Genomic DNA, 20812 nt, shown 5'->3' with positions numbered 1-20812 from the left:
ACATCCCTTCGCGCGCAGCGTCTCGCAAGGCCCCGCGCGGGCCGCCTGCCAACTCCGGACACCCATCAGGCACCATCGGACCATGACCCCAACACAGCACACGAAGGTCGGTTTCATCGGCGCCTCGGGCCTGATGGGCCACGGCATGGCGAAAAACCTGCTTCTGAACGGCTTCCCGCTGGCCTACACGGTGAATCGCACCGAGCCCGCCGGCCTGGACGATCTCGGCGCGACCAGGGCGGCCGACAACGCCGAGCTCGGCCGGAGCTGCGACGTGGTCTTCCTGTGCATCACAGCCGCCACCGACGTGGAGGCCGCGCTCACCGGCGACCGCGGCGTGCTCACCGATCCCAAGGCGGGGCTCATCATCATCGATTCCTCGACGAGCGAACCGACGGTGAGCACGCGCTTGGCCGAGATGTGCGCTGACAAGGGCGTACGCTTCGTCGATGCCCCGCTCACCCGCGGCCCGGCGGAAGCCGAGGCAGGAACCCTGAACATGCTCGTCGGCGCCGACGCGGACCTCCTGCAGGAGATCCGCCCGCTCCTGGAGGCCTGTGCGGAGAACATCCTCCACGCCGGCCCCACCGGCGCCGGACACACCATCAAGCTGCTCAACAACTTCGTGATCATGACCCAGGCCAGCGCGCTTGCCGAGGCCTTTGCGGTGGCCACCAAGGCCGGAGCAGATCCCCAGATGCTGGTCGACATCCTGTCCATCGGCATCTACGACAACAAGTTGCTCCACCTGATCGAGCAGACGCTCGAGGGCAACCACGAGGCAATGGTGTTCGAGCTCGACAACGCGCGGAAGGATGTCCGCTACTACACGCGGCTCGCCGGGGACCTGGGCCATCCGACCGTCGTCGGCGATGCCGTGCACGAAGCGCTCGGGCTGGCCAGCGCGTTGGGGTTCGGCTCCGAATATGTCCCGTCGCTCGTGAAGGCGGCGGAGAAGCTGGCGGGTACGCAGATCAGGCGCGGGTCGGCCTGATACATCGATGCAGCTTTCTAGCCCTTTCTAGTCATCACTCAAGACTGGGCGATAAAACCTGATCGCGGGGCAGCGTGCCCGCGTACTCCAACGCTTTCCCATCGAGGCGATAGGTCGACCATTCGTCCATCGGCCCGGCGCCGAGGGAACGATAGAAGTCGATTGCCGGGGTGTTCCAGTTGAGCACGCACCACTCGAGCCGGGTCCATCCGTTGCGCACACAGAGTTCGGCGAGCCGGAGCAGCATCTCCTTGCCGAGCCCGGAGCCACGATGGGCCGGCTGCACATAGAGGTCCTCCAGCCACATGCCCGGCACGCCTTCCCAAGTGGAGAACGTCAGATAGAACAGCGCGAGACCGACCACCTCGCCGTCAACCTCAGCGACATGGGCGAACGCGATCGGATGACCGTCCGCAGGAAAAAGGGCCCGGCGATAGCCCTCGACCGTCCCCTTGGTGGCGTCCGGTTCTCGCTCATAGGTGGCCAGTTCCTGCACCAGCCCGAGGATCGCCGGAACGTCATCGGGGGTGGCTTCGCGAATGGGCACAGGTCTCCTTTCGGGGGGCGCCAGAGCAGCCTAAGCCCGCGCGCGGTCTCACAGTCTCGGGGCCCCCTTCACACGCGACCGCACGGTCGCCTAAGTTGGCACCAGACCACTGGGCTCGCGCGGCGTTGCGCGCCGATCGCGAGCGCACCGATCGGGAGGTATTCATGTCCGACAACCCCGCAGCCGACGCCGTCCTCGGCTTGGTGAAGACTCAGCACGACATTCTCGAGAAGATGCTCAAGAACGTCGCCGACGCCGGTGAGGCGCAGCGCAAGGCTGCCGTTGGCACCCTTGAGCGCTTCCTCAGCGCTCACGAGGCGGCCGAAGAGGCTTATCTGGAGCAGGCCACCAAGAACCTGGAAAACATGCAGGGCTGGGTGGAGAAGCTCACCGAGCTGGACTTCACCTCCAGCGACTTCGTCAACCAGTTCGGCGAGTTCCAGAAGGAACTGCTCAACCACACCCAGACCGAGATCAACCACACGATCCCGAAGGCCCTCAAGGACATGACCCAGGCTCAACTCGATCTGGTCCAGGCCGCCTTCGAGCGCGTCAGCCAGACCGCCGAGTCCGTCGACGAGTGATCGGCCGGCGCTCGCCGGGCCTCACGCCCAGGTGATCGCCACGTCGCGACGCCACTGGTCGAGGAACCCGGTTGGGTCCTCCACCAAGGCGTCACCGCGGTTCCACAGCGCCAGATAGAGCGCCACAGCGGGAGCACGCAGAAGCACGTCCGGGGAGTCCGCCGCACCGATCTCGGTGACGGTGGGCTCCCCGCTCACGTTCAGGGTCCAGGCAGCGTCGCGGTCGGTGGCGGCCACCACGACGGTCAGGGGCTGGGCGGACCGCAGCTTGCCGATGCGCTTGCGCGGGATGAACCCGCGCAGCAGTTCGTCGAGCCCGTCGACCGCGACCTCCGGTTTGAGCCAGGTTTCCGTTGGTTTGGGCGTACGCCCCAGGCGGGCCGCCATCGCATCAACCGCGTGGACGGACGTCTCGTGCGCCTGACGTCGGGCCCAGCCGACTCGGGGGCTGTCCCCGGTGCGGAGAAAGAAGGGCACATCGAGGTCTTCCGGAACGCTGCCGAGAACGTGGAGCAACTCGGCCCAGCCCTCGTCGAACCAGTCGAGCACGTCCTTCGTTTTGCGCCCCGCGCGTTCGTGGGCCTTGCCGTCCCCCATGCCCCGGCCCTCGAGGACATCGGTCGCCCAGCGATGCACGACGCCTTGGTGGACCACGAGGTCCCGGACCGTCCAGCCCGGGCAGGTCGGCACCTTCGCATCCAGGCCGGCACTCATCGCATTCGCCCGCAACACCGTCCCGGCCAGGCCGAGCGCTTCGCCATAGTCCGCGTAATCCATGGCCCCACCCTAGGACCGCTCGAGCCGCGAACGCTGGCCTGCTCGCCTCGCTGAGGATAGCTAGGGCTTTCTAGCAGCCACCCTAGATTGATCGATATTGTCACAGTCCGGACTTTTGCCGAGAAGGGTTAGACTGGGTGGTCCACGGGAGTCCGGGGCACCGGGCTGAGAGGAAGGTCAGACCTTCGACCGTCGAACCTGCTGGATCATGCCAGCAAGGGAGACTCTTTCCTCCGATCACCGCGATCGGATCACCCGTGCCCGGATCTCCTGAAAGGGGCACAAGATGACCACCACACGGCAGCCGTCGAGCGATGACCTGACCAAACCGACCAGCACCGGCCGTCTCCAATGGCGCGTCGTCGACATCGTGGTGGCCGCCGTCCTGGGCGTCGCCTGCGGGTTGATCTTCGTGGCGTGGAACTCGGTGGGATATGCCGGGTTCCAGGCCATGGACGCCCTCACCCCTGGTCTCGGCGGGCTCGTCGCCGGGGTCTGGTTCCTCGCGGGCCCTCTGGGCGCGCTGATTATCCGCAAGCCAGGCGCGGCTCTGCTGGTCGAGTTGCTGGCCGGCTTCGTGTCCATGGCGGTCGGCAACCAGTGGGGCTGGACGACGATGTATTCCGCGTTCGCCCAAGGCCTCGGCGCCGAGATCGTCTTCGCCATCTTCGCCTATCGGCGCTTCAACGCCATGGTCGCGGTCCTCGCGGGCATCGGCGCGGGCATCGGCGCCACGGTCATCGAGTTCATCCTCGGCAACTGGGCGAAGTCCGTCGCGTTCAACGCGATCTATGGCGTCTGTCTGATGATTTCCGGCGCGCTCCTGGCCGGACTCCTCGGCTGGCTTCTCATGCGCGCGCTGGCCCGCGCCGGTGCGTTGGATCGCTTCGCAGCCGGCCGTGAGACCCGGCAGACCGCCTGACGCGTGCGAATCGAACTCGACGGCTGGGGCTGGCGCCACGCCGCGCGACGGTCGTGGGCCGTCCATGACGTGACCTTCACCGTCGAGCCCGGTGAGCGGGTCCTGCTGCTCGGCGCGTCCGGCGCCGGGAAGAGCACGCTGTTGCATGCGCTCGCCGGTGTCCTCGGCGGTGCGGACGAGGGCGACGAGGCCGGCCGCATGCTTCTCGACGGGCAGCACCCGACCCGTCGCCGCGGCGAGGTGGGCCTCGTCCTCCAGGACCCGCAGGCCTCGGTCGTCCTCGCCCGCGTCGGGGATGACGTCGCGTTCGGGCTGGAAAACCTCGGGACACCGCCCGGCGAGATCTGGCCGCGGGTCCGCACGGCGCTCGATGCCGTCGGGCTGGGGGCGCTGCCGCTCGATCATTCGACCTCCGCGCTGTCGGGGGGCCAGCAGCAACGCCTGGCGATCGCAGGGGCGCTGGCGATGCGCACTTCCCTGCTCCTCCTCGACGAACCCACCGCCAATCTCGACCCGGTCGGCATCGCCGAGGTGCACGATGCGGTCGAGGGCCTCGACCGCGACACGACGCTGATCATCGTCGAGCATCGGGTCGACACGTGGGTGGACGTCGTCGATCGCGTGATCGTGCTCGACCGGAACGCCGGGCTCTTGGCCGATGGGCCACCTGCGGCGGTGTTCGCGCGCCACCGGGACACCCTGCTCGCGGCCGGCGTCTGGGTGCCGGGCAGCACACTGCCCGAGCTCGGCATTCCGGCACCCGAGGCCGACGAGGTGTTGTTGGCGTCGGAGGGATTGTCGATCGGGTACGCGGAGTCCTCGCCCGTCCGGACCGGGATCGACCTGCAACTCCCCGCGGCGACGTCCACGGTCATCACCGGGCCCAACGGGGCTGGCAAGACCACCCTGGCCCTTACGCTGGCCGGGCTGATGCCCCGCCTCGGGGGGACGATCCGGGCGGCCGAGACCCTCCAGCCGCCCCCGCGGCGGCGGCGGTTCGGGCGTACGCCCACCCCCCACGACCCCACCACCTGGCGCTCCCGAGATCTCCTCACCCGCATCGGCACGGTGTTCCAACACCCAGAGCACCAGTTCGTGGCCGCCACGGTCCGCGACGAACTCGCCGTGGGCCTGCGGGCGCTGGACTGGGATGAGAAGCGCACGGAAGAGCGTGTCGGGGAGTTGTTGGAGACGCTCCACCTGACCGCGCTCGCCCAGGCCAATCCGTTCAGCCTGTCGGGCGGCGAGAAGCGCCGGCTCAGCGTCGGCACCGTCCTGGCGACCGGACCGCGGCTGATCTTCCTGGACGAGCCGACATTCGGCCAGGACCGGCGGACCTGGATCGATCTCGTGCAACTCATCGCGCGGATGCTCGACGAACGCCGAGCGGTCGTCTCGGTGACCCACGACGCCAACTTCCTCGCGGTGCTGGCGCAACAACGGATCAGGGTGGGCGCATGAATCGGCGGACAACCCAACTGGATCGGCTCAACCCGGTGACCCGGATCGCCATCGCGATCGTGCTGTCGACCCCGTTGATCATCACACTGGACTGGCTGAGCGCAGGTGTCGCCCTGGTGCTGGTGGTGGCTACCGCGTTGGTGATCGGGTTTTCCGTGGCCCAGGTGGCGAAGCGGCTCGGACTGCTGCTGATCGTTGCCTTGATCGCCGGGGTCTCGATGGCACTTTATGGAGAGCCGGGCGGTGACACCTGGTTCCAGTGGCTGCTGATCCATATCACCGACAACTCGCTGCGGCTCGCGCTGGCGGTCGTGCTCCGAGTGCTCGCGCTGGGTCTCTCGGCGCTGCTGCTCTTCGGCGACGTCGACCCGACGGACCTGGCCGACGGGTTGGCCCAGGTCGCGCGCCTGCCCGCGCGGTTCGTGCTGGGGAGTCTGGCCGGCGTACGCATGCTCGGGCTGTTCACCGATGATTGGCGCAGCCTCGGCCTCGCCCGGCGGGCACGAGGCCTCGGTGACACCGGCCGGATCCGCCGCTGGTTCTCGATGGCCTTCGCGCTCCTCGTGCTGGCCATCCGGCGTGGCAGTCGGCTCGCGACGGCGATGGAGGCGAAGGGATTCGGAGCCACCGGGACCGATGCCCCGTCCAGAACTTGGGCCCGAGCGTCGCGGCTGGGCCGGCCGGACACCGCCGGGGTAGCGGTCGCTGCGGTGCTTGTGACGATTGCCGTGGGATTTTCAGTGTATTTCGGCACTTTCCACTGGGTCGGTTCGTGAGAATGGCTTGTGCCATCCCCCAAGCGAATGAGCCCGTAACAGTGTTTGACGACAGACTTTTCCTGCAACCCGATGCGGACTTCGACGGGGTGCTGGATCTGCTCGTGCCTGCATTGATCCAGACCAAGGAACGGTTTGTCGTGCTCATCGATGGCGGCTCGGGGTCCGGGAAGACAACCTTGGCGGTCGCCCTGCAGGCGAGTCTGGTGACCCTGCGCGTGCCCGCTCAATTGGTCTCGCTCGACCAGTGTTATCCCGGGTGGAGTGGCCTGGCGGCCGCTTCCGCGATGGTGACCGACACCATGCTGGACCCCGTCACACCGGGCTATCGGCGCTGGGACTGGCAGAAATCGGAGCCCGCGGAATGGGTTGAACTCGATGCCGACCGCCCGCTGATCATCGAGGGCTGCGGGGCTCTCACCCCGATGAATGCGGCGGACGCAACGCTCGGCATCTGGGTCCACCGCGACCCCCTCGACCGCAAGGCGGCCGCCCTTGTTCGGGACCGGGGAGCCTTCGAGCCCCACTGGGATCACTGGGCCGGCCAGGAGCACCGGCATTGGGCCGCCCATCGGCCATGGAACCTGGCCGGTCTGGTTGTTGTCGTCGGGCCCGGGTAGGTTCTCCCTCAGGAAAGGGGGCAATGATGACCCACTACGCACTGAACAAGTGCATCTTCGACCACTTGCGTCGGCTCGAGGATCCGGATGACAACCGGGCGCCCAATGACATCGTCACAGAGGGCTACGCACTGGATGAGACCGAACTCGCCGCAGTGAACAACAGCGATGTGGCTGCCTTCCACGATCTGGCGGTTCACCCCGTCCTCATCAACGGATTTTGCCGCGCCAACGGGTGGAAGCGCGCGGACTACAAGCAACTCTTTCGTGCCGACCAGATTGCGGCGGCCGAGGCGACCGAGGGGGTCCGATGGCAGAAATCGTGATGGGATTCAGTGCTTCGCACGCTCCCATGATGTCGGCTGATCCGAAGTCGGCTCCGGCCGACATGGCCGAGCGCTTCTTCGGCGCGCTCAAGGAAGTGCAGGACAAGATCCTCGCCTCCGGTGCCGAAGCCCTGGTGATGCTCTCGGGTGAGCACTTCACCAACTTTTTCCTCGACAACCTGCCGCAGATCTGCATCGGTGTGGGCGAGTCCAACCTCGGTCCCGTCGAGAAGTGGCTCGGGATCGACCGGGTCGAGGTGCCCGGCCATCCGGCACTCGCCAATGCGATCCTCGCCGGGACGATCGAGCGCGGCCACACGCCGTCGTTGTCCCATCGCCTCGTGATCGACCACGGCTTCATGACGGTCTACAACGAAATCGCCCCGAAGGCCGATCTGCCGCTCGTGCCCGTGGTGATGAACTGCACGACTCCGCCGCTGATGACGTTGCAGCACTGCTATGACTTCGGCATTTCTCTCGGTGAGGCGATCCGCGGCTTCGACGGTGCCGAGAAGGTGGCGATCTGCGGTGCGGGCGCGCTGTCCCACTTCGTCGGCGAGCCGCGGGTCGGCGACATCGACCAGGACTTCGACCGCTGGTTCCTCCGCATGCTCGAGGAGGACAGCCCCGAGGAGCTGCTCGGCATCGGCAACGACGAGCTCATGAAGGGCGGCAACGGCACGGGCGAGGTCCGCGCCTGGGTCGCGGTCGCGGGCGCCATGAGGGGCTCTCAGACCAGGGCGCTCGCCTATGAACCGATCTATGAGTGGATCAACGGGATGGGCGTGGTCATCCACGAACCGAAGGCGGCCTGATGGCGGATTCCGTTCGCGACGGCGGACCTGTGGTCGACGTCCACGCCCACGCGATGCCCATGCCGCTGCTGGAGTGGCTGGCGTCCGAGGGCTTGGCGGACCTGTCCAGGGTCGAGGCCGACAAGGTGGTCATCCTCGACACCAGGGTGAGCGGGGTGGGGGCGGGAGCCCCCCTCCCGTTGGCTCGGTCTATGTATGACGCGGACCTCCGTCTGTCCGACATGGACGACCAAGGCGTGACCCACCAGGCGATCTCGTTGCCACCTTTCCTTATGGGGTCCACCTGTGATGACGAGGACTTGGTGGTTGAACTGGTCCGGCGCGGCAACGATGCCCTGGCCGAATACGTCGCCGGCTCCGAGCGACTGCTCGGTCTGGTCGGGGTGCCGTTGGGTTTCGCCGAAGGTGAGCGGGAAGTGCGCAGGGGTCTCGACCAGCTCGGCATGCCGGGCGCTGCCATTGGATCCCAGGGGGCCGGTCGAGATCTCGACGACGACGCCAACACTCCGGTGTGGCGCCTGCTGTCCGAGCGCTCCGTGTTCACGTTTCTCCATCCCTCCGGCGTGCCCGCACCGGCGCGGATGAAGGATTTCTGGTTCCCGCAGCTCCTCGGCTATCCCATGGAGACGGCCATCGCCACCGCGCGCATGATCTTCTCCGGCCGGATGGAGGCCCACCCGTTCCCGCTCTGTCTCGCCCACGGTGGCGGCTGCGTGCCGTCGGTGCGACCGCGGCTGCAGATGGGCTGGGAGCGCAAGGACGTCGCCAGGACGACGAAGCGTCCTCCGCGCGACCTGTTCAACGAGCTCTATTTCGACACCGCCGTGTTCGACCCGACCGCTCTGCAGCGGTTGATCGAGGACGTCGGCGCGGACCATGTGCTCGTCGGCACCGACTATCCGTTCGACCTGGCCGATCGAGACCCGGCGGGCAGCGTTGCCGAGGTGAGTCTCGGCGGTGGCGCCCGGGAGGCGATTCTGGGGCGGACCGCCGCCAAGCTGCTGGGTATTCGGGACTAACACCGGTCCCGGATCGTTGGGCCCGGATCAAGCGGCACAAGGCCCGGGTGTGGGGGTGCCCCTGCCCGGCCCTTGTGACCTGCCCGCGCGGGGCTGCAGGCACTCAGCCCGTCAGTTCCACGGGCGGCCGCTCGAACGCGCCGTCTGCCGGGTCACCGGACGGTGGCATGGTGAATTCCCGACGCACGCCCTCTCCGTCGGCCTTCCGCAGCAGCACCGTCGCGACGTTGCGTCGCCCGAGCGGCAACAACCGGGCGACGAACGTGTCCCCGTCCTCCGCGCTTTCCAGCGTGTCGCGCGTGGCGGCCAGAACGTTGCGGCAGACCTCGTCGACGCACTCGACGCGACGGTCGTCGATGAGAGACACGGTGGCGCCCCGCTCCCGCGCCGCCCGGGCGGCTTGGCTGACCTCGCGCGTGGCGAGACCGCGGCCGCGAATGGCGTCGCGGAGACTCGCCTCGGTCAGTCGGCATTCCTTGCGCTCGTCGGCCGTCAACTCGTCCCCGGCAGAGATCCGCTCGAGGATGGGCCCGACCTGACGTTGAAGCCGGGCGCGATATTCCCGTCGAGCTTCCGCCTGGGACGCCATCCGCCCGATCTGCTCGAGCGCAGCAGCCTCCTCCCGGCGAGCCGCGGCCTCTCGAAAGCGCGCGTTGCGCATGAGGATCCGATAGACGGTGCCGGCCACGGGGGCCGTGAGGAGACCCGCTTGCTCGAGCGCGATGGCCGGTGCGAGATCCCTCGTCATACCCCACAGCAGACCCTGCACGATCAGCAGCAGCGTCGCGGTCCAGGCCAGACGCCACATCCCGATCATCGCGAGCAGACCCATGGCCAGCGATGCCGAGGTGGCTGGCCAGAGCACGGACAGTTCCCCCACCGGCGGACTGACCTGACTCCCGACCAAGGCCATGATGGCGAGCCAACCGAGCGCCGCCACCCCACCGACGAACGTGCGGGCCCAGCGAGCCGAGAGCGGCACGCCCGCGACAACGCCCGACAGCAGCACGGCAAGGACCACCGGCCACTGCCGGTCGTATCCCGGCCAGTGACCCACGGTCATCAAACTGGCAAAGCTGACCTGGGCGACGAACCACCCGTAGCCGTTGAACGGCGCCAGCGGCGCCAGCCGTCCGTTCGCCCTCACGACGGGGTCCATCCGATCGTGACCGTCGTCCCACGACCCGGTGCGGAGTCGATCGTTGCGCTGCCGCCGGGGAGTGAGTTCATCCGGTGCAGAATGCTCTGGCTCACACCCAGCCGCTCACGCACGAGCGTCGGGTCGAACCCGGGCCCGTCGTCACAGACCTTGATCGTCACCCCGTCGTCCTCCAGAAGCACTCGGCTGCCGCCGCTCGCGTGCCGGACCGTGTTGCGCACGGCTTCCTCCACCGCGGCTTCGATCTCGAGGGCCGCCTGCCGTGGGAGATCCGCCTCGCGTTGCACCGCCCCCACGATCACCGGGACGCCGTATCCCTCGCATCGGCGGGTGATCCGGTCCACCACTTCCCCCACGGTGCCCGTTTCGTCCTCATCGGGCCTGCCCGCCGAGAGCCGCCGTTGCACGGTCTCGGCCTGGACGCGGAGTTTGTCCGTCGGCACCCCTTCCGCACCGGCGGACAACAGGGAGAGGACGAAGTCATGGGTCAGCCTGTCGAGGCGGACGATCTCCTCGTCCCGGGCCTGGAGCATCGACGCCTCCGCCTGCTCCCGGCCGCTGCGCAACAGCACTCGGTTGCCACGGTTGATGTCGCGCAACATGGACAGCACCAGCACGAAAAAGAACCCGGAATAGACCAGCGCGAACACGGACCGGACGAGCGTGGTCCGCCAATCGACCACAACACCTATCTCCCGCATGACGACCTCGACCAGGAGATTGTTCAGGATCAGGGCGAGCCACGCGACGCCCCGGGGCAGGGTGAGGATCGCCGACACGGCGGCGAGACCCGGCATGCCGTGGATCCAGAAATCCAGGCGCGCGGCCTCGTCCCGGACCGCCACCAGCGGCCACACCAGGATCGCCACCGGATAGAGGAACGCGGTGAGGCGGAGAAGCCGTCGACCCACCCTGACCTTGTCCACGATGAACGCGGGGAGCGCCGCCACGCCCGGCAGCCACACCAGCGCAGAGACCAACACCGTCCCCCACACCACGTCGGGGCGTGCCTGCAACTGGGTGGCCACCCCGCGCACCGCGTACAACGTGTAAAGCGCTCCCAGGGTGATCCCGATCGCCCGGACCTGGCCGGGCGCCAGGCCGGCAGCCGCGGTCACGGCTCCCGGATCGGCGGTGGCAGGACGCCGTCCTCCACGGCCCTCTTGTAGAGATCGACTTTCGTGTGGGCAGCCCGGCCCTGCTGGGCGTACTTTGCCCGGATCCGCAACAGATAGTCGTTCACGGTTGTGATCGAGAGACCGGTCTGGGACGCGACGCGCTTGGCGGACTCGCCACAGGCGAACAGCTCGAGGACCTCCCGCTGGCGCTGTGAGAGACCGACCGCATCCAGTCCGGGGTCCGAGTCGACAGCCGCGGCCCACTCGTTGGTGAGCGCTTCGGCGTCGTCGCGAAGACAACCGCGGATGGCGCCGATCAGCTGCTCCGGGGTGTGCGACTTGCGGGCGATGCCCCGCACGCCCCCGCGCGCGGCCGAACGGATGAGGAAGGCGTTCTCGCCCGAGGTGTACGCCAACGCAGGCACTCCGGCCTCCGCCAGCGCCGCGACGTTGTCCTCCGGCATCGACCGGTCGGCGAGACTGAGGTCGAGCAGCACCAGATCGAGATGGTGGCCGGTCTCCAAGAGCTCGGGCACAGTCCGGGCGGTGGCCACGAGCTTCAGATCGTCGGTCTCCTCCAACAGTGCGGTGATGCCCAGCGACACAGCGAAATGGTCATCCACCAGTCCGATCGCGAATGTCTGCACGTCCAAACCTCCTGACCCGGCGATGGTGCCCTCAGAATTGAGGACTGTCATCGCCTCACGTCACGATCCTAGGATGACTCATCGATGGCTGCATTGGGGGATGAGTCATCAACTTGAGGCCCCGGCCATGGTCCGGGGCCTCGCCAATTCCCCGGATCGAGTTCAGGTCGCGTCGGGGCGGACGCCGATCTTCAGCGGCACCGCCTTGTTCACTGCGGCGAAGAAGTCATTCCCCTTGTCGTCCACGACGATGAACGCCGGGAAGTTCTCCACCTCGATCTTCCAGACCGCTTCCATGCCGAGTTCCTCGTATTCGACGACCTCGACCTTCTTGATGCAGTCCTGCGCGAGCCGGGCGGCCGGGCCGCCGATCGAGCCGAGATAGAACCCGCCGTGCGCGTTGCAGGCGTCTGTGACGGCTTGGGAGCGGTTCCCCTTCGCCAGCATCACCATCGACCCGCCTGCCGCCTGGAACTGGTCGACATAGGAGTCCATCCGGCCCGCGGTCGTCGGCCCGAACGATCCCGAAGCCATGCCGTCCGGCGTCTTGGCCGGACCGGCGTAGTAGACGGGGTGGTTCCTCAGATAGTCCGGCATCTCCTCGCCGGCATCCAGTCGTTCCTTGATCTTGGCGTGCGCTATGTCGCGGGCCACGATCAGGGAACCGGTGAGCGACAGCCGGGTCTTGACGGGATGCTTCGACAGCTCGGCGAGGATCTCCGGCATCGGCCGGTCGAGATCGACCTCGACCACGTCCCCGCCCAGGTCATCGCTGACCGTCTCCGGCAGATAGTGCGCGGGCTCGAACTCGAGCTGCTCGATGAAGACGCCGTCGGCGGTGATCTTGCCGAGGCACTGGCGGTCGGCGGAGCAGCTGACCGCGATCGCGACCGGCAGGGAGGCGCCGTGGCGCGGGAGGCGGATGACGCGGACGTCGTGGCAGAAGTATTTCCCGCCGAACTGCGCCCCGATCCCCAGGTCACGGGTCAGCTCGAGGACCTTCTCCTCCATCTCCAGATCGCGGAAGCCGCGGCCGGTCTTTGCGTTGCCCGTCGTGGGCAGGCTGTCGAGATACTTGGCGGAGGCGTACTTCGCCGTCTTCAACGCAAACTCGGCCGACGTGCCGCCGACCACGATCGCGAGGTGATAGGGCGGGCAGGCTGCGGTCCCGAGGGAACGAATCTTCTCCTCCAGGAACGGCAGGATCTTGTCCGGGTTCAGGATCGCCTTGGTCTCCTGGTACAGGTACGACTTGTTCGCCGAGCCACCGCCCTTGGCCATGAACAGGAACTTGAACTGGTTCTCGTGGCCCGGCGCGGTGTCCGCGTACAACTCGATCTGCGCCGGCAGGTTCGAGCCCGTGTTCTTCTCCTCGAAGAACGTGACGGGCGCGTTCTGGGAATAGCGGAGGTTGAGCTCGGTGTACGCGTCGTAGACGCCCCGCGCGATCGGCTCCTCGTCCGTTCCCTGGGTGAGCACGTGCTGGCCGCGCTTGCCCATGACGATCGCGGTGCCGGTGTCCTGGCACATCGGGAGGACGCCGCCCGCGGCGATGTTCGCGTTCTTCAACAGGTCGAGGGCGACGAACTTGTCGTTGTTGGAGGCCTCCGGGTCGTCCATGATCTTCTGGAGCTGCGCGAGGTGTGCGGGTCGCAGATAGTGGGCGATGTCATGCATGGCCGTCTCGGTCAGCAGCCGCAGCGCCTCGGGATCGACCTCGAGGAAGGTGCGACCACCGGGTCCCTCGACCTGTCGCACTCCCTCGTCGGTGAGCTTGCGCCACGGGGTGTGGTCCTCCCCGATGGGCAGCAGGTCCTCATAGGCAAACTCGGGCATGGCGCTTCTCCTCGACGGGACGGCATAGTCGCATCCCATCTTTTCACGCAGCATCGGCCCGTGCTGGCGGGTCCAGCAGGCTGTTGTTCGATCCGCCGGTCATTGGACAGATCCGAGTGTTAGCGTCGGATGCGTCACTATCGCTGCTGTCGATGCAAAGCAACTCCCTGGGAGGCAACACATGAACAAGCGTGAGGTCGTCGTACTTTCTGCAGCTCGCTCCGCCATCGGAACCTTCGGCGGTTCGCTGTCCGGCATGGAGCCCATCGATCTGGCCGCCGAGGTCATGAAGGCAACCATCGAGCGCTCCGGGGTTGACCCCAACGAGATCGGCTACGTCACCGTCGGCAACTGCATCCCGACCGAGCCCCGCTACGCCTATGTGTCCCGCGTCGCCTCCGTCCAGGCCGGCCTGCCCGAGACCAGCGTCGCCATGACTATCAACCGCCTGTGCTCCTCCGGGCTGCAGGCCATCGTGACCTCCGCCCAGCAGATCGAGCTGGGTGACTACGACTACGCCATCGGTGGTGGCGTCGAGGTGATGAGCCGCGGCAGCTATATGTCCCCCGCCATGCGTTCCGGCGCCCGGATGGGTGACACCACCTTGAACGACTCCATGGTCAACGCGCTGACCGACCCGTTCGGCGCCGGCCACATGGGCATCACGGCGGAGAACCTGGCTGATCAGTACAGCATTTCCCGCGAGGAGCAGGACAACCTTGCTCTCGCCAGCCAGGAGCGCGCGCTCAACGCCATCGCCGAGGGCCGTTTCAAGGAGCAGATCGTCCCCATCACCCTGAAGTCGCGCAAGGGCGAGACCGTCTTCGACACCGATGAGCACCCGCGCCAGGGCGTCACCATCGAGGGCCTGGCCAAGATGCGTCCCGCCTTCAAGAAAGACGGCTCCGTCACCGCTGGCAACGCGTCCGGCATCAACGACGGTGCCTCGTTCTTCGTCCTCGCCGACGCCGAGACGGCCCAGAAGGCCGGCCGGACCCCGATGGCCAAGATCGTGGGCTATGCGGTCGCCGGCGTGAACCACGAGATCATGGGCTATGGCCCGGTCCCGGCCACCAAGGCTGTCCTGCAGAAGACCGGCCTGTCCCTGGACGACATGGACGTCATCGAGTCCAACGAGGCCTTTGCCGCGCAGGCGTGCACCGTGAGCAAGGAACTCGGTCTCGACCCGGAGAAGACCAACGTCAACGGCGGCGCCATCGCGCTCGGCCACCCGATCGGCGCCTCCGGCGCGGTCATCGCCACCAAGGCGCTCTATGAGCTCAAGCGTGTCAACGGCAAGTACGCCCTCGTCACCATGTGCATCGGCGGCGGCCAGGGCATCGCGGTGATCTTCGAGAACATGTGATCGCTCTGATCTGAACGCGCGCATCGCGGCTCACCATCGGGTGGGCCGCGATGCGCCGTTTTGGGGGGCACCTCACCGGACTGCAGGGCCATGCCCCACCGGAATCCGCCCCCACAGCCGGGCCGGTTCCTCCGGGGTGCTGGGGCGAATTCTCGGGCGAACGGGACGAATCAGAGGCCCAGCCCGCTCAACAACCGGTTCAGCAGCGCCGAAATGCCGTTGATTGCGCCGCTCAGGAGGCCACCCCCGTCAAGAATGCCGGCGACTGAACACAACAGATTTCCCAGCAGATTGCCCGCACCCGGAACCGCGGTGATGTCCACGACGAGAGGGTTCGGGAGGGTGACCACCAGGCCCAGCAGATCCAACTGCAGCGGGGCGAGCTCCAGGTTGAGCACGGTGCAACCGCTGGGGATCTCGGCCCGGGCGGCCGCCATGGAACTGCCGGTCACCCGCACATCCTTCACCGCGGTGGTGAAGGGGGCGGTGACCTGCTGGCCGGTCGCGGGATCAGCCGTGACAACCGAGCCGGTCGCCATGAGCTTGCCGTTCTGGACATAGGTGCGCAGCTTCGTGATGGTGCCCTGCACCGCATTCCCGTTCTGATCGGTGCCCGTGAATGCCAGCGGATAATAGACGGAGGACTTCGGCTTGCTACCCGGTGCGCTGGCCGGCGGGGCCGCAAACGCCGTGGTTGCGGGCAGTGCAGTCATGCCGCCGAACAGGGCGGCCGCGACAGTGAGGCCAACGATTCTCTTTCGAACGTTCACTTCTGCTCCTTCGTTGCTGACGCCCCTCGTTGGGCGCAACTCTGAAGAGTGCTCCGGGCCGGATCCATGACGCGGACATTCGTGCCTCGGCCCAGCAATTTGGTGCCGGATCCGCCGTAATGCATTTCCTGATCGAGCGTCCAGGGCCCGCCAGCCGGTCCGGGGGCTGGTTCGCGTGCTCCGGCCATTCACCGGGTTTCGTCCGCGTGCGGGGCCTCCTGGTCCCCGAACCGCCGCTGCACCATGTTGGACGCAGCAAGAGCTTCGCTCAGAAACTCCGCCGCCGACGTCAGGACTTCATCGATCTCCGCCGCGGGCGTCTCGGCCACGACTGCCCGCACGACCTCGTGATGAATCCTCACCAGCTCGAGAAGACTCACCCGGTCGCTCATCGCCTGCCGCCCCAGGTCATAGATGGCCGCCAATGCCGCTTCCTCGTGGCTGGGCAGATAGCGCAGGAAACCGACCCGATAGTTCCTGGCCAGATCAGTGAGCCGGTCGCCGGTCGCGTCCCCGCCATTCATCGCGGATCCTCACCGATGCCGGGCCGACTGCGGGAACCCCTCTCGGGGAAGCGCTCGCCCTCCAAGCGGCGCGCCAAGACCTCCTGCCCCTGTTCGAGATCGACAGCCGTGTCCGCCGGCCACGTGTTCAGCCCGAGTCGGGCCATCGTGAAGGCGACATCGGGTTGGATCCCGACGATGACGGTGACGGCTCCCCGCAGCCTCGCCATCTCGGCCAGTTGGCGCAGGGTGTTCGTCGCGAACGAATCGAGCACGTCGATCGCCGCAACGTCGATGATCACTCCCCGGCTCCGATCGACCCCGATCTGCTCGATGAGATCCCGCTGGAACCGGACCATCTGGGTGTCATCGAGGGCAGTGTGGATCGATGCGACCAGGCAGTCGCCCTGGCGCAGAATCGACACGAGACGCGGCCCGGGTGTCATGGCCGATGCGAACCGTCCTTCCTCGTCACCACGAACCCGAGCAGGCGCTCCGCCTCCTCGAGTCCGCTCTGCAGATCTCCGATGGTGTTCATCTTGCTCAGATCCACACCCAGGGTGACCAGCGTCTGGGCGATCCGGGGCGAGACTCCTGTGATGATGACGCTCGCACCCATCAACCGTGACGCGTCGACCGTCTGAACCAAGTGATTGGCGACAGCGACATCCACCTCGGGGGCGCCCGTGATGTCGATGACCACCACGAGCGCCCGGTGCCGGTGGATCCCGTTCAGCAACTGCTCGGTCAGCTGGGTTGCCCGCTCACTGTCGAGGATCCCGATGATCGGCATGATCAGCAGACGCTCCCGCACGGGCAGCACCGGGGTGGACAGTTCGCGCAACGCGTCCTGTTGCTGGCGGATCACCCGTTCCCGTTCCTCCACGAAGCTCACCGCGACCGTGTTCGCGATTCGGTTCGCGGCGGGCTCATAGGCATCGAGAATCCGGTTGAGCAAGGGGAAATCGTGCTGATATTTCTGGAACAGCGAGCGGGCGAGCACATCCCGCAGCAGCAGCACGATGCTGACGACCTCGAACGTCTCGACGCCGCGGGGAATCACTCGTTCGGACAGATCGCGGGCATACCGCTGGAGTTCCTCCACGCTGCCGGTCTCGAGCACCTCGACATAGTTGTCATATACCGCTGCGGTCTCGTCCACCATCTCCCGCTCGGTCATCGCCCCGAGCAGCTTGCTCCCGCGGATGCGCGTGATCCAGTCCTCATGGAGTTTGGATCGGTGTCGGCGCAGGTGCTCGACCAGTTCGGGGAGCAGACCGCTTCGGTCGGGTTGGGCGGTAGCCCACTGGGCCGCCGATTGACCGATATCGTTCATGGTTTTCCTCCCGGTTTCCAGATGATGCAGGTGATCGTGGTGCCGCGACCGGGCTTGGTGACGAGATCGAACTCATCACTGAGGCGGCGTACCCCCGGCAGCCCGATCCCGAGTCCGCCGTACGTGCTGTGCCCCTCGGTCATCGCGCGGTCGATGTCCAGGATGCCGGGACCGGTGTCCCGCGCGACCACGCGTACGCCGGGGCGCTCGTCCTGACTGACGAGATCCACCACGACCTCGCCGAGCCCGCCGAACCGCACGATGTTGCGGGCGAGTTCCGAGACGAGCGTGGCGAGGACGGTGCGCGCGACCGAGGGGAACTCCGCCGCGGCGGCGATCTGCCGAGCAGCCTGACGGGCGGTGACGATGTCGGAGTCCGCACCGACGGGGATCCGCGCGATGGCAGGGTCCTCGGTCTGCAGCGACGGCCGCAGGGCACTGCAGAACTGGCACTCGAGCAGGTGGTGTTCGGCGTCGGATTCGCGCATCCGGCGACGGTCACGCGACGACAGCGCTCTCAGGACGGTGCGACACTGCGGGGTCGGCGGTTCCGCGCGTTGCAGCGCCAGCAGATATTCCACCCGCAACCTCGACCGGAGCCGGTGCAGCCGAGCCGCAACCGCTCCCGGGGTGACCCCCGCCCGATCAGCGAGCTCCAGCAGGGCCACCCGATCGACCTCGTGGGAGACGAGCAACGACCGATCCTCGGCGTCCAGTCGCGCCATCGCCCGCGCCATGGCGTCCCGGTCCTCGGCCCGGCTCAGGCCGTCCTCGGGCGCCGCCGACTCGTCGTGGTCGACGAGCCGGTGACGATGACGCCGGAACCGGTCGGCGTCCCGCCACACCGACGCGGTCAGGTTGCGGGCTGTGGCGACCGCGTACGCCTCCACCGTCTCCGCCTGGATGCGGTCGCGGGCAGCGAAGACTCGCGCGAGGACCTCCTGGACGACGTCGTCCGCGTCGGCGTGGCTGCCCATGCGGGCATACACGACGCGCCGGACGATGCCCGTGAGCACCACGGGGTCCCAGCCGTCGGACGGCTCGTTCCGTCCAGGCTCGACGATGGCCACCTCGTTACACTGTCACACCCCTGCCGCCCGGGAGTCTGCATATCGACAATGTCGCCCTCTATATCTCTCTGGTGGAAAAGCTAGAGAGGCGAATATTGCCGGATCAGCCGCGCGGACGGAGCCGCATGTTGGGCATCGGGGGTGCCGGGATCGGGTCGGGCGTCCCGTCCGGCCAGGGCCCGAAGCGCCCCGGCTCGCCTGTGGTGATCTCGTGCTGATAGGCGTCGCGATATTCGGCGACCTCGTCGTGCGTGCGACCGATGAAGTTCCACCACATCACGATCTGCTCACCGAACGGCTCCCCTCCGATGAGGACGAGTCGCGCACCGTGTTCACCGGCGGCGATCTCCAGGGTGCCCGAACCGGCCGCGGCAAACCCCAGCTCGCCCTCGGCCAACTGCACCTCACCCAACGCGGCGGATCCCGTGTCCACGAGCACACCATGCTCGTGCCGCGGATCAACGGCGAGCGTCAATTGGGCGCCCGGCTGGAGGCGCAGCTCTGCGCCCACCAGTTCCGTTGCCGTCTCGACCGGGGAGGTCGATCCGGCCAGCGAGCCGAGGAAGACCAGGATTTCGCCGCCGTCGATCGCGATCGGTTCGGGGCGATAGTGGTCGAAACCAGGATCGCCGTGCCGGTGGCTGTCAGGCAGGGCGAACCAGAGCTGGACACCGTACAGAGTCTCGGTGTCCTCGGTGGAGAACTCGGAGTGCGTGATGCCGCGCCCGGCAGTCATGAGATTGAGTTCTCCCGGAACCACGCGGGCCGAGTTGCCGGCCGAGTCGAGATGGTCGACCGCGCCGGTGAACAGCCAGCTCACGGTGGCCAGACCGGTGTGCGGATGGCGGGCCACCTGCATCCCGCCGGTCTCGGCCACACGGTCGGGCCCGTAGTGATCGAGGAAGCACCAAGCCCCGATCAGGCTGCGTTCGCGGGTCGGAAGCGTGCGGCGGACGGTCATGGCGCGCAGGCCACCCAACGGCACCTCGCGCGGAGTGATGAGTTCGGTCACCATCCCAGTATCGCCACCGTTCCACCGCCGACCACGCCCGGGTGACCCGACCCGCGCCGGGCCGGTGCCGGAGGTCGATGGGCGGAGGGAATATAGTTGATGCATCAACTGTTGTGGTGGGTGACCTCACCCGACTGGGAACGTCCACCGAAAGGAACCTGCCATGCCTGCCGTGACCGCCGACACGCTGACCCTGCCGCGGATCGCCCCGGCCCGCCCCGAGGAGACCGAGCGCAAGATCGTGTCCTGGACGATGGCCCCGGAGGGATACGAGGGTGAGGGGTTCCCGGTCCATCGCGCCTTCGCGGGCGTGCCCACCCAGTTGCTCGATCCGTTCATCCACATGGACCAGATGGGTGCCGTGGACTACGCACCCGGTGAGCCTCGCGGCACCGACTGGCACCCGCACCGCGGATTCGAAACGGTGACCTACATCATCGACGGTCGCTTCCAGCACCAGGACTCCCACGGTGGCGGCGGCATGATCGAGAACGGCGCTACGCAGTGGATGACAGCCGGCGCCGGCGTGCTCCACATCGAAACCCCGCCGGCTGAACTGGTCGATTCCGGCGGCCTGTTCCACGGCATCCAGCTGTGGGTGAACCTGCCGAAGAAGGACAAGTTCCTGCCGCCCGCCTATCAGAACCTGACCGGGGACAAGGTGGGCCTGGTCTCCTCGGCCGATGCGGGCGCGCTCGTGCGCATCATCGCGGGCGAGATCGACGGCCACACCGGCCCGGGTTCGACCCACACGCCGATCGTGATGGCCCACGCGACCGTTCAGCCGGGCGCGCAGCTGTCCCTGCCGTGGCGCAAGGACTTCAACGCGCTGGCGTACGTCCTGTCCGGGCGCGGCACGGCCGGCGCCGAACAGCGCCGCATCATGCCCGGCAACTTGGTGGTGCTCGACGACGGGGACCGGTTGACCTTCCAGGCCGCGGAATCCCAGGACAGCAACGCGCCGGCGCTCGAACTGCTGCTGCTCGGAGGACAGCCGATCCGGGAGCGGGTGTTCCACTATGGGCCCTTCGTGATGAACACGCGCGCCGAGGTCGTCCAGGCGATCGAGGACTTCCAGCGCGGCAGCTTCGGCCAGATTCCCGCCGATGCGCTGCGGCCCTATCACGGGAAGCAGGGCTGAGCCGAAGGGAGCC

At 67.4% G+C, this 20812-nt stretch carries 23 protein-coding genes; 11 read left to right on the top strand and 12 right to left on the bottom strand.

Going from position 1 to position 20812, the window contains the following annotated elements; all coding sequences use genetic code 11:
* Positions 1-82: 82 nt before the first annotated feature.
* Entirely contained in the window at positions 83-994 is a 912-nt protein-coding gene (locus ACQ260_RS10810) for an NAD(P)-dependent oxidoreductase (protein WP_432559441.1), read from the top strand.
* Between the two features lie 34 nt (positions 995-1028).
* Here the strand turns inward: ACQ260_RS10810 and ACQ260_RS10805 are convergent, their stop codons facing one another.
* Positions 1029-1541 (bottom strand): GNAT family N-acetyltransferase, encoded by a 513-nt coding sequence (locus tag ACQ260_RS10805; protein ID WP_432559440.1) that lies wholly within the window; start codon positions 1539-1541, stop codon positions 1029-1031.
* Between the two features lie 164 nt (positions 1542-1705).
* On the opposite strand from ACQ260_RS10805, the gene ACQ260_RS10800 reads away from it, so the two are divergent.
* On the top strand, positions 1706-2125 hold the full coding sequence (locus ACQ260_RS10800) for a hypothetical protein (RefSeq protein ID WP_432559439.1): 420 nt from the start codon (positions 1706-1708) through the stop codon (positions 2123-2125).
* A 21-nt stretch (positions 2126-2146) separates the two neighbouring features.
* Here ACQ260_RS10800 and ACQ260_RS10795 read toward each other — a convergent pair whose 3' ends face one another.
* Positions 2147-2902: a maleylpyruvate isomerase family mycothiol-dependent enzyme gene (locus tag ACQ260_RS10795; RefSeq protein ID WP_432559438.1), complete on the bottom strand. Its 756-nt coding sequence runs from the start codon at positions 2900-2902 to the stop codon at positions 2147-2149.
* Positions 2903-3188: 286 nt separating this feature from the next.
* On the opposite strand from ACQ260_RS10795, the gene ACQ260_RS10790 reads away from it, so the two are divergent.
* Genes ACQ260_RS10790 through ACQ260_RS10760 form a run of 7 tightly spaced genes read left to right on the top strand, consistent with a single transcriptional unit; the run spans position 3189 to position 8841 of the window.
* Complete coding sequence (locus ACQ260_RS10790; protein ID WP_432559437.1) at positions 3189-3824, top strand: ECF transporter S component; 636 nt, start codon at positions 3189-3191, stop codon at positions 3822-3824.
* Between the two features lie 3 nt (positions 3825-3827).
* Positions 3828-5285 (top strand): ABC transporter ATP-binding protein, encoded by a 1458-nt coding sequence (locus tag ACQ260_RS10785; RefSeq protein WP_432559436.1) that lies wholly within the window; start codon positions 3828-3830, stop codon positions 5283-5285.
* Positions 5282-6061 (top strand): energy-coupling factor transporter transmembrane component T family protein, encoded by a 780-nt coding sequence (locus ACQ260_RS10780; protein ID WP_432559435.1) that lies wholly within the window; start codon positions 5282-5284, stop codon positions 6059-6061. The genes ACQ260_RS10785 and ACQ260_RS10780 overlap by 4 nt, the downstream gene beginning before the upstream one ends.
* Positions 6062-6102: 41 nt before the next feature.
* Positions 6103-6681, top strand: a complete 579-nt coding sequence (locus ACQ260_RS10775) for a nucleoside/nucleotide kinase family protein (protein ID WP_432559434.1) — start codon at positions 6103-6105, stop codon at positions 6679-6681.
* A gap of 26 nt (positions 6682-6707) precedes the next feature.
* Positions 6708-7007, top strand: a complete 300-nt coding sequence (locus tag ACQ260_RS10770) for a hypothetical protein (protein WP_432559433.1) — start codon at positions 6708-6710, stop codon at positions 7005-7007.
* Positions 6992-7822, top strand: coding sequence for a DODA-type extradiol aromatic ring-opening family dioxygenase (locus ACQ260_RS10765; RefSeq protein ID WP_432559432.1), 831 nt, complete (start codon positions 6992-6994; stop codon positions 7820-7822). Before ACQ260_RS10770 ends, ACQ260_RS10765 begins: the two co-directional genes overlap by 16 nt.
* Positions 7822-8841 (top strand): amidohydrolase family protein, encoded by a 1020-nt coding sequence (locus tag ACQ260_RS10760; RefSeq protein WP_432559431.1) that lies wholly within the window; start codon positions 7822-7824, stop codon positions 8839-8841. Before ACQ260_RS10765 ends, ACQ260_RS10760 begins: the two co-directional genes overlap by 1 nt.
* A gap of 103 nt (positions 8842-8944) precedes the next feature.
* Here the strand turns inward: ACQ260_RS10760 and ACQ260_RS10755 are convergent, their stop codons facing one another.
* The 4 genes from ACQ260_RS10755 to ACQ260_RS10740 form a co-directional block, all read right to left on the bottom strand.
* Positions 8945-9988, bottom strand: a complete 1044-nt coding sequence (locus ACQ260_RS10755; protein ID WP_432559430.1) for a hypothetical protein — start codon at positions 9986-9988, stop codon at positions 8945-8947.
* A complete protein-coding gene (locus tag ACQ260_RS10750) occupies positions 9985-11118 on the bottom strand; it encodes a sensor histidine kinase (protein WP_432559429.1) in 1134 nt (377 codons plus the stop codon). The genes ACQ260_RS10755 and ACQ260_RS10750 overlap by 4 nt, the downstream gene beginning before the upstream one ends.
* Positions 11115-11765, bottom strand: a complete 651-nt coding sequence (locus ACQ260_RS10745; RefSeq protein ID WP_432559428.1) for a LuxR C-terminal-related transcriptional regulator — start codon at positions 11763-11765, stop codon at positions 11115-11117. Before ACQ260_RS10745 ends, ACQ260_RS10750 begins: the two co-directional genes overlap by 4 nt.
* 162 nt (positions 11766-11927) lie before the next feature.
* Positions 11928-13601, bottom strand: a complete 1674-nt coding sequence (locus ACQ260_RS10740; protein ID WP_432559427.1) for a fumarate hydratase — start codon at positions 13599-13601, stop codon at positions 11928-11930.
* A 181-nt stretch (positions 13602-13782) separates the two neighbouring features.
* Between ACQ260_RS10740 and ACQ260_RS10735 the strand changes: the two genes are divergently transcribed.
* The gene (locus ACQ260_RS10735; protein ID WP_432559426.1) at positions 13783-14967 is read left to right on the top strand and encodes an acetyl-CoA C-acyltransferase family protein; all 1185 of its coding nucleotides are present in this window, start codon (positions 13783-13785) and stop codon (positions 14965-14967) included.
* A 170-nt stretch (positions 14968-15137) separates the two neighbouring features.
* On the opposite strand, the gene ACQ260_RS10730 is transcribed toward ACQ260_RS10735, so the two are convergent.
* The 6 genes from ACQ260_RS10730 to ACQ260_RS10705 form a co-directional block, all read right to left on the bottom strand.
* Positions 15138-15737, bottom strand: coding sequence for a hypothetical protein (locus tag ACQ260_RS10730; protein ID WP_432559425.1), 600 nt, complete (start codon positions 15735-15737; stop codon positions 15138-15140).
* Between the two features lie 188 nt (positions 15738-15925).
* A complete protein-coding gene (locus ACQ260_RS10725) occupies positions 15926-16261 on the bottom strand; it encodes a phosphatase RsbU N-terminal domain-containing protein (RefSeq protein WP_432559424.1) in 336 nt (111 codons plus the stop codon).
* A complete protein-coding gene (locus ACQ260_RS10720; protein WP_432559423.1) occupies positions 16258-16686 on the bottom strand; it encodes an STAS domain-containing protein in 429 nt (142 codons plus the stop codon). Before ACQ260_RS10720 ends, ACQ260_RS10725 begins: the two co-directional genes overlap by 4 nt.
* Positions 16683-17576, bottom strand: coding sequence for an STAS domain-containing protein (locus ACQ260_RS10715; RefSeq protein WP_432559422.1), 894 nt, complete (start codon positions 17574-17576; stop codon positions 16683-16685). Before ACQ260_RS10715 ends, ACQ260_RS10720 begins: the two co-directional genes overlap by 4 nt.
* A complete protein-coding gene (locus tag ACQ260_RS10710; RefSeq protein WP_432559421.1) occupies positions 17573-18646 on the bottom strand; it encodes a sigma-70 family RNA polymerase sigma factor in 1074 nt (357 codons plus the stop codon). Before ACQ260_RS10710 ends, ACQ260_RS10715 begins: the two co-directional genes overlap by 4 nt.
* A 103-nt stretch (positions 18647-18749) precedes the next feature.
* Positions 18750-19661, bottom strand: coding sequence for a pirin family protein (locus ACQ260_RS10705; protein WP_432559420.1), 912 nt, complete (start codon positions 19659-19661; stop codon positions 18750-18752).
* A 160-nt stretch (positions 19662-19821) separates the two neighbouring features.
* Between ACQ260_RS10705 and ACQ260_RS10700 the strand changes: the two genes are divergently transcribed.
* Positions 19822-20799, top strand: coding sequence for a pirin family protein (locus tag ACQ260_RS10700; RefSeq protein WP_432559419.1), 978 nt, complete (start codon positions 19822-19824; stop codon positions 20797-20799).
* The last annotated feature ends 13 nt before the right edge of the window (positions 20800-20812 follow it).

The sequence above is a fragment of the Ammonicoccus luteus genome (assembly GCF_050880385.1).
In the GTDB taxonomy this organism is placed as follows: domain Bacteria; phylum Actinomycetota; class Actinomycetes; order Propionibacteriales; family Propionibacteriaceae; genus Enemella.
This window is presented reverse-complemented; position numbering and strand designations above follow the sequence as displayed.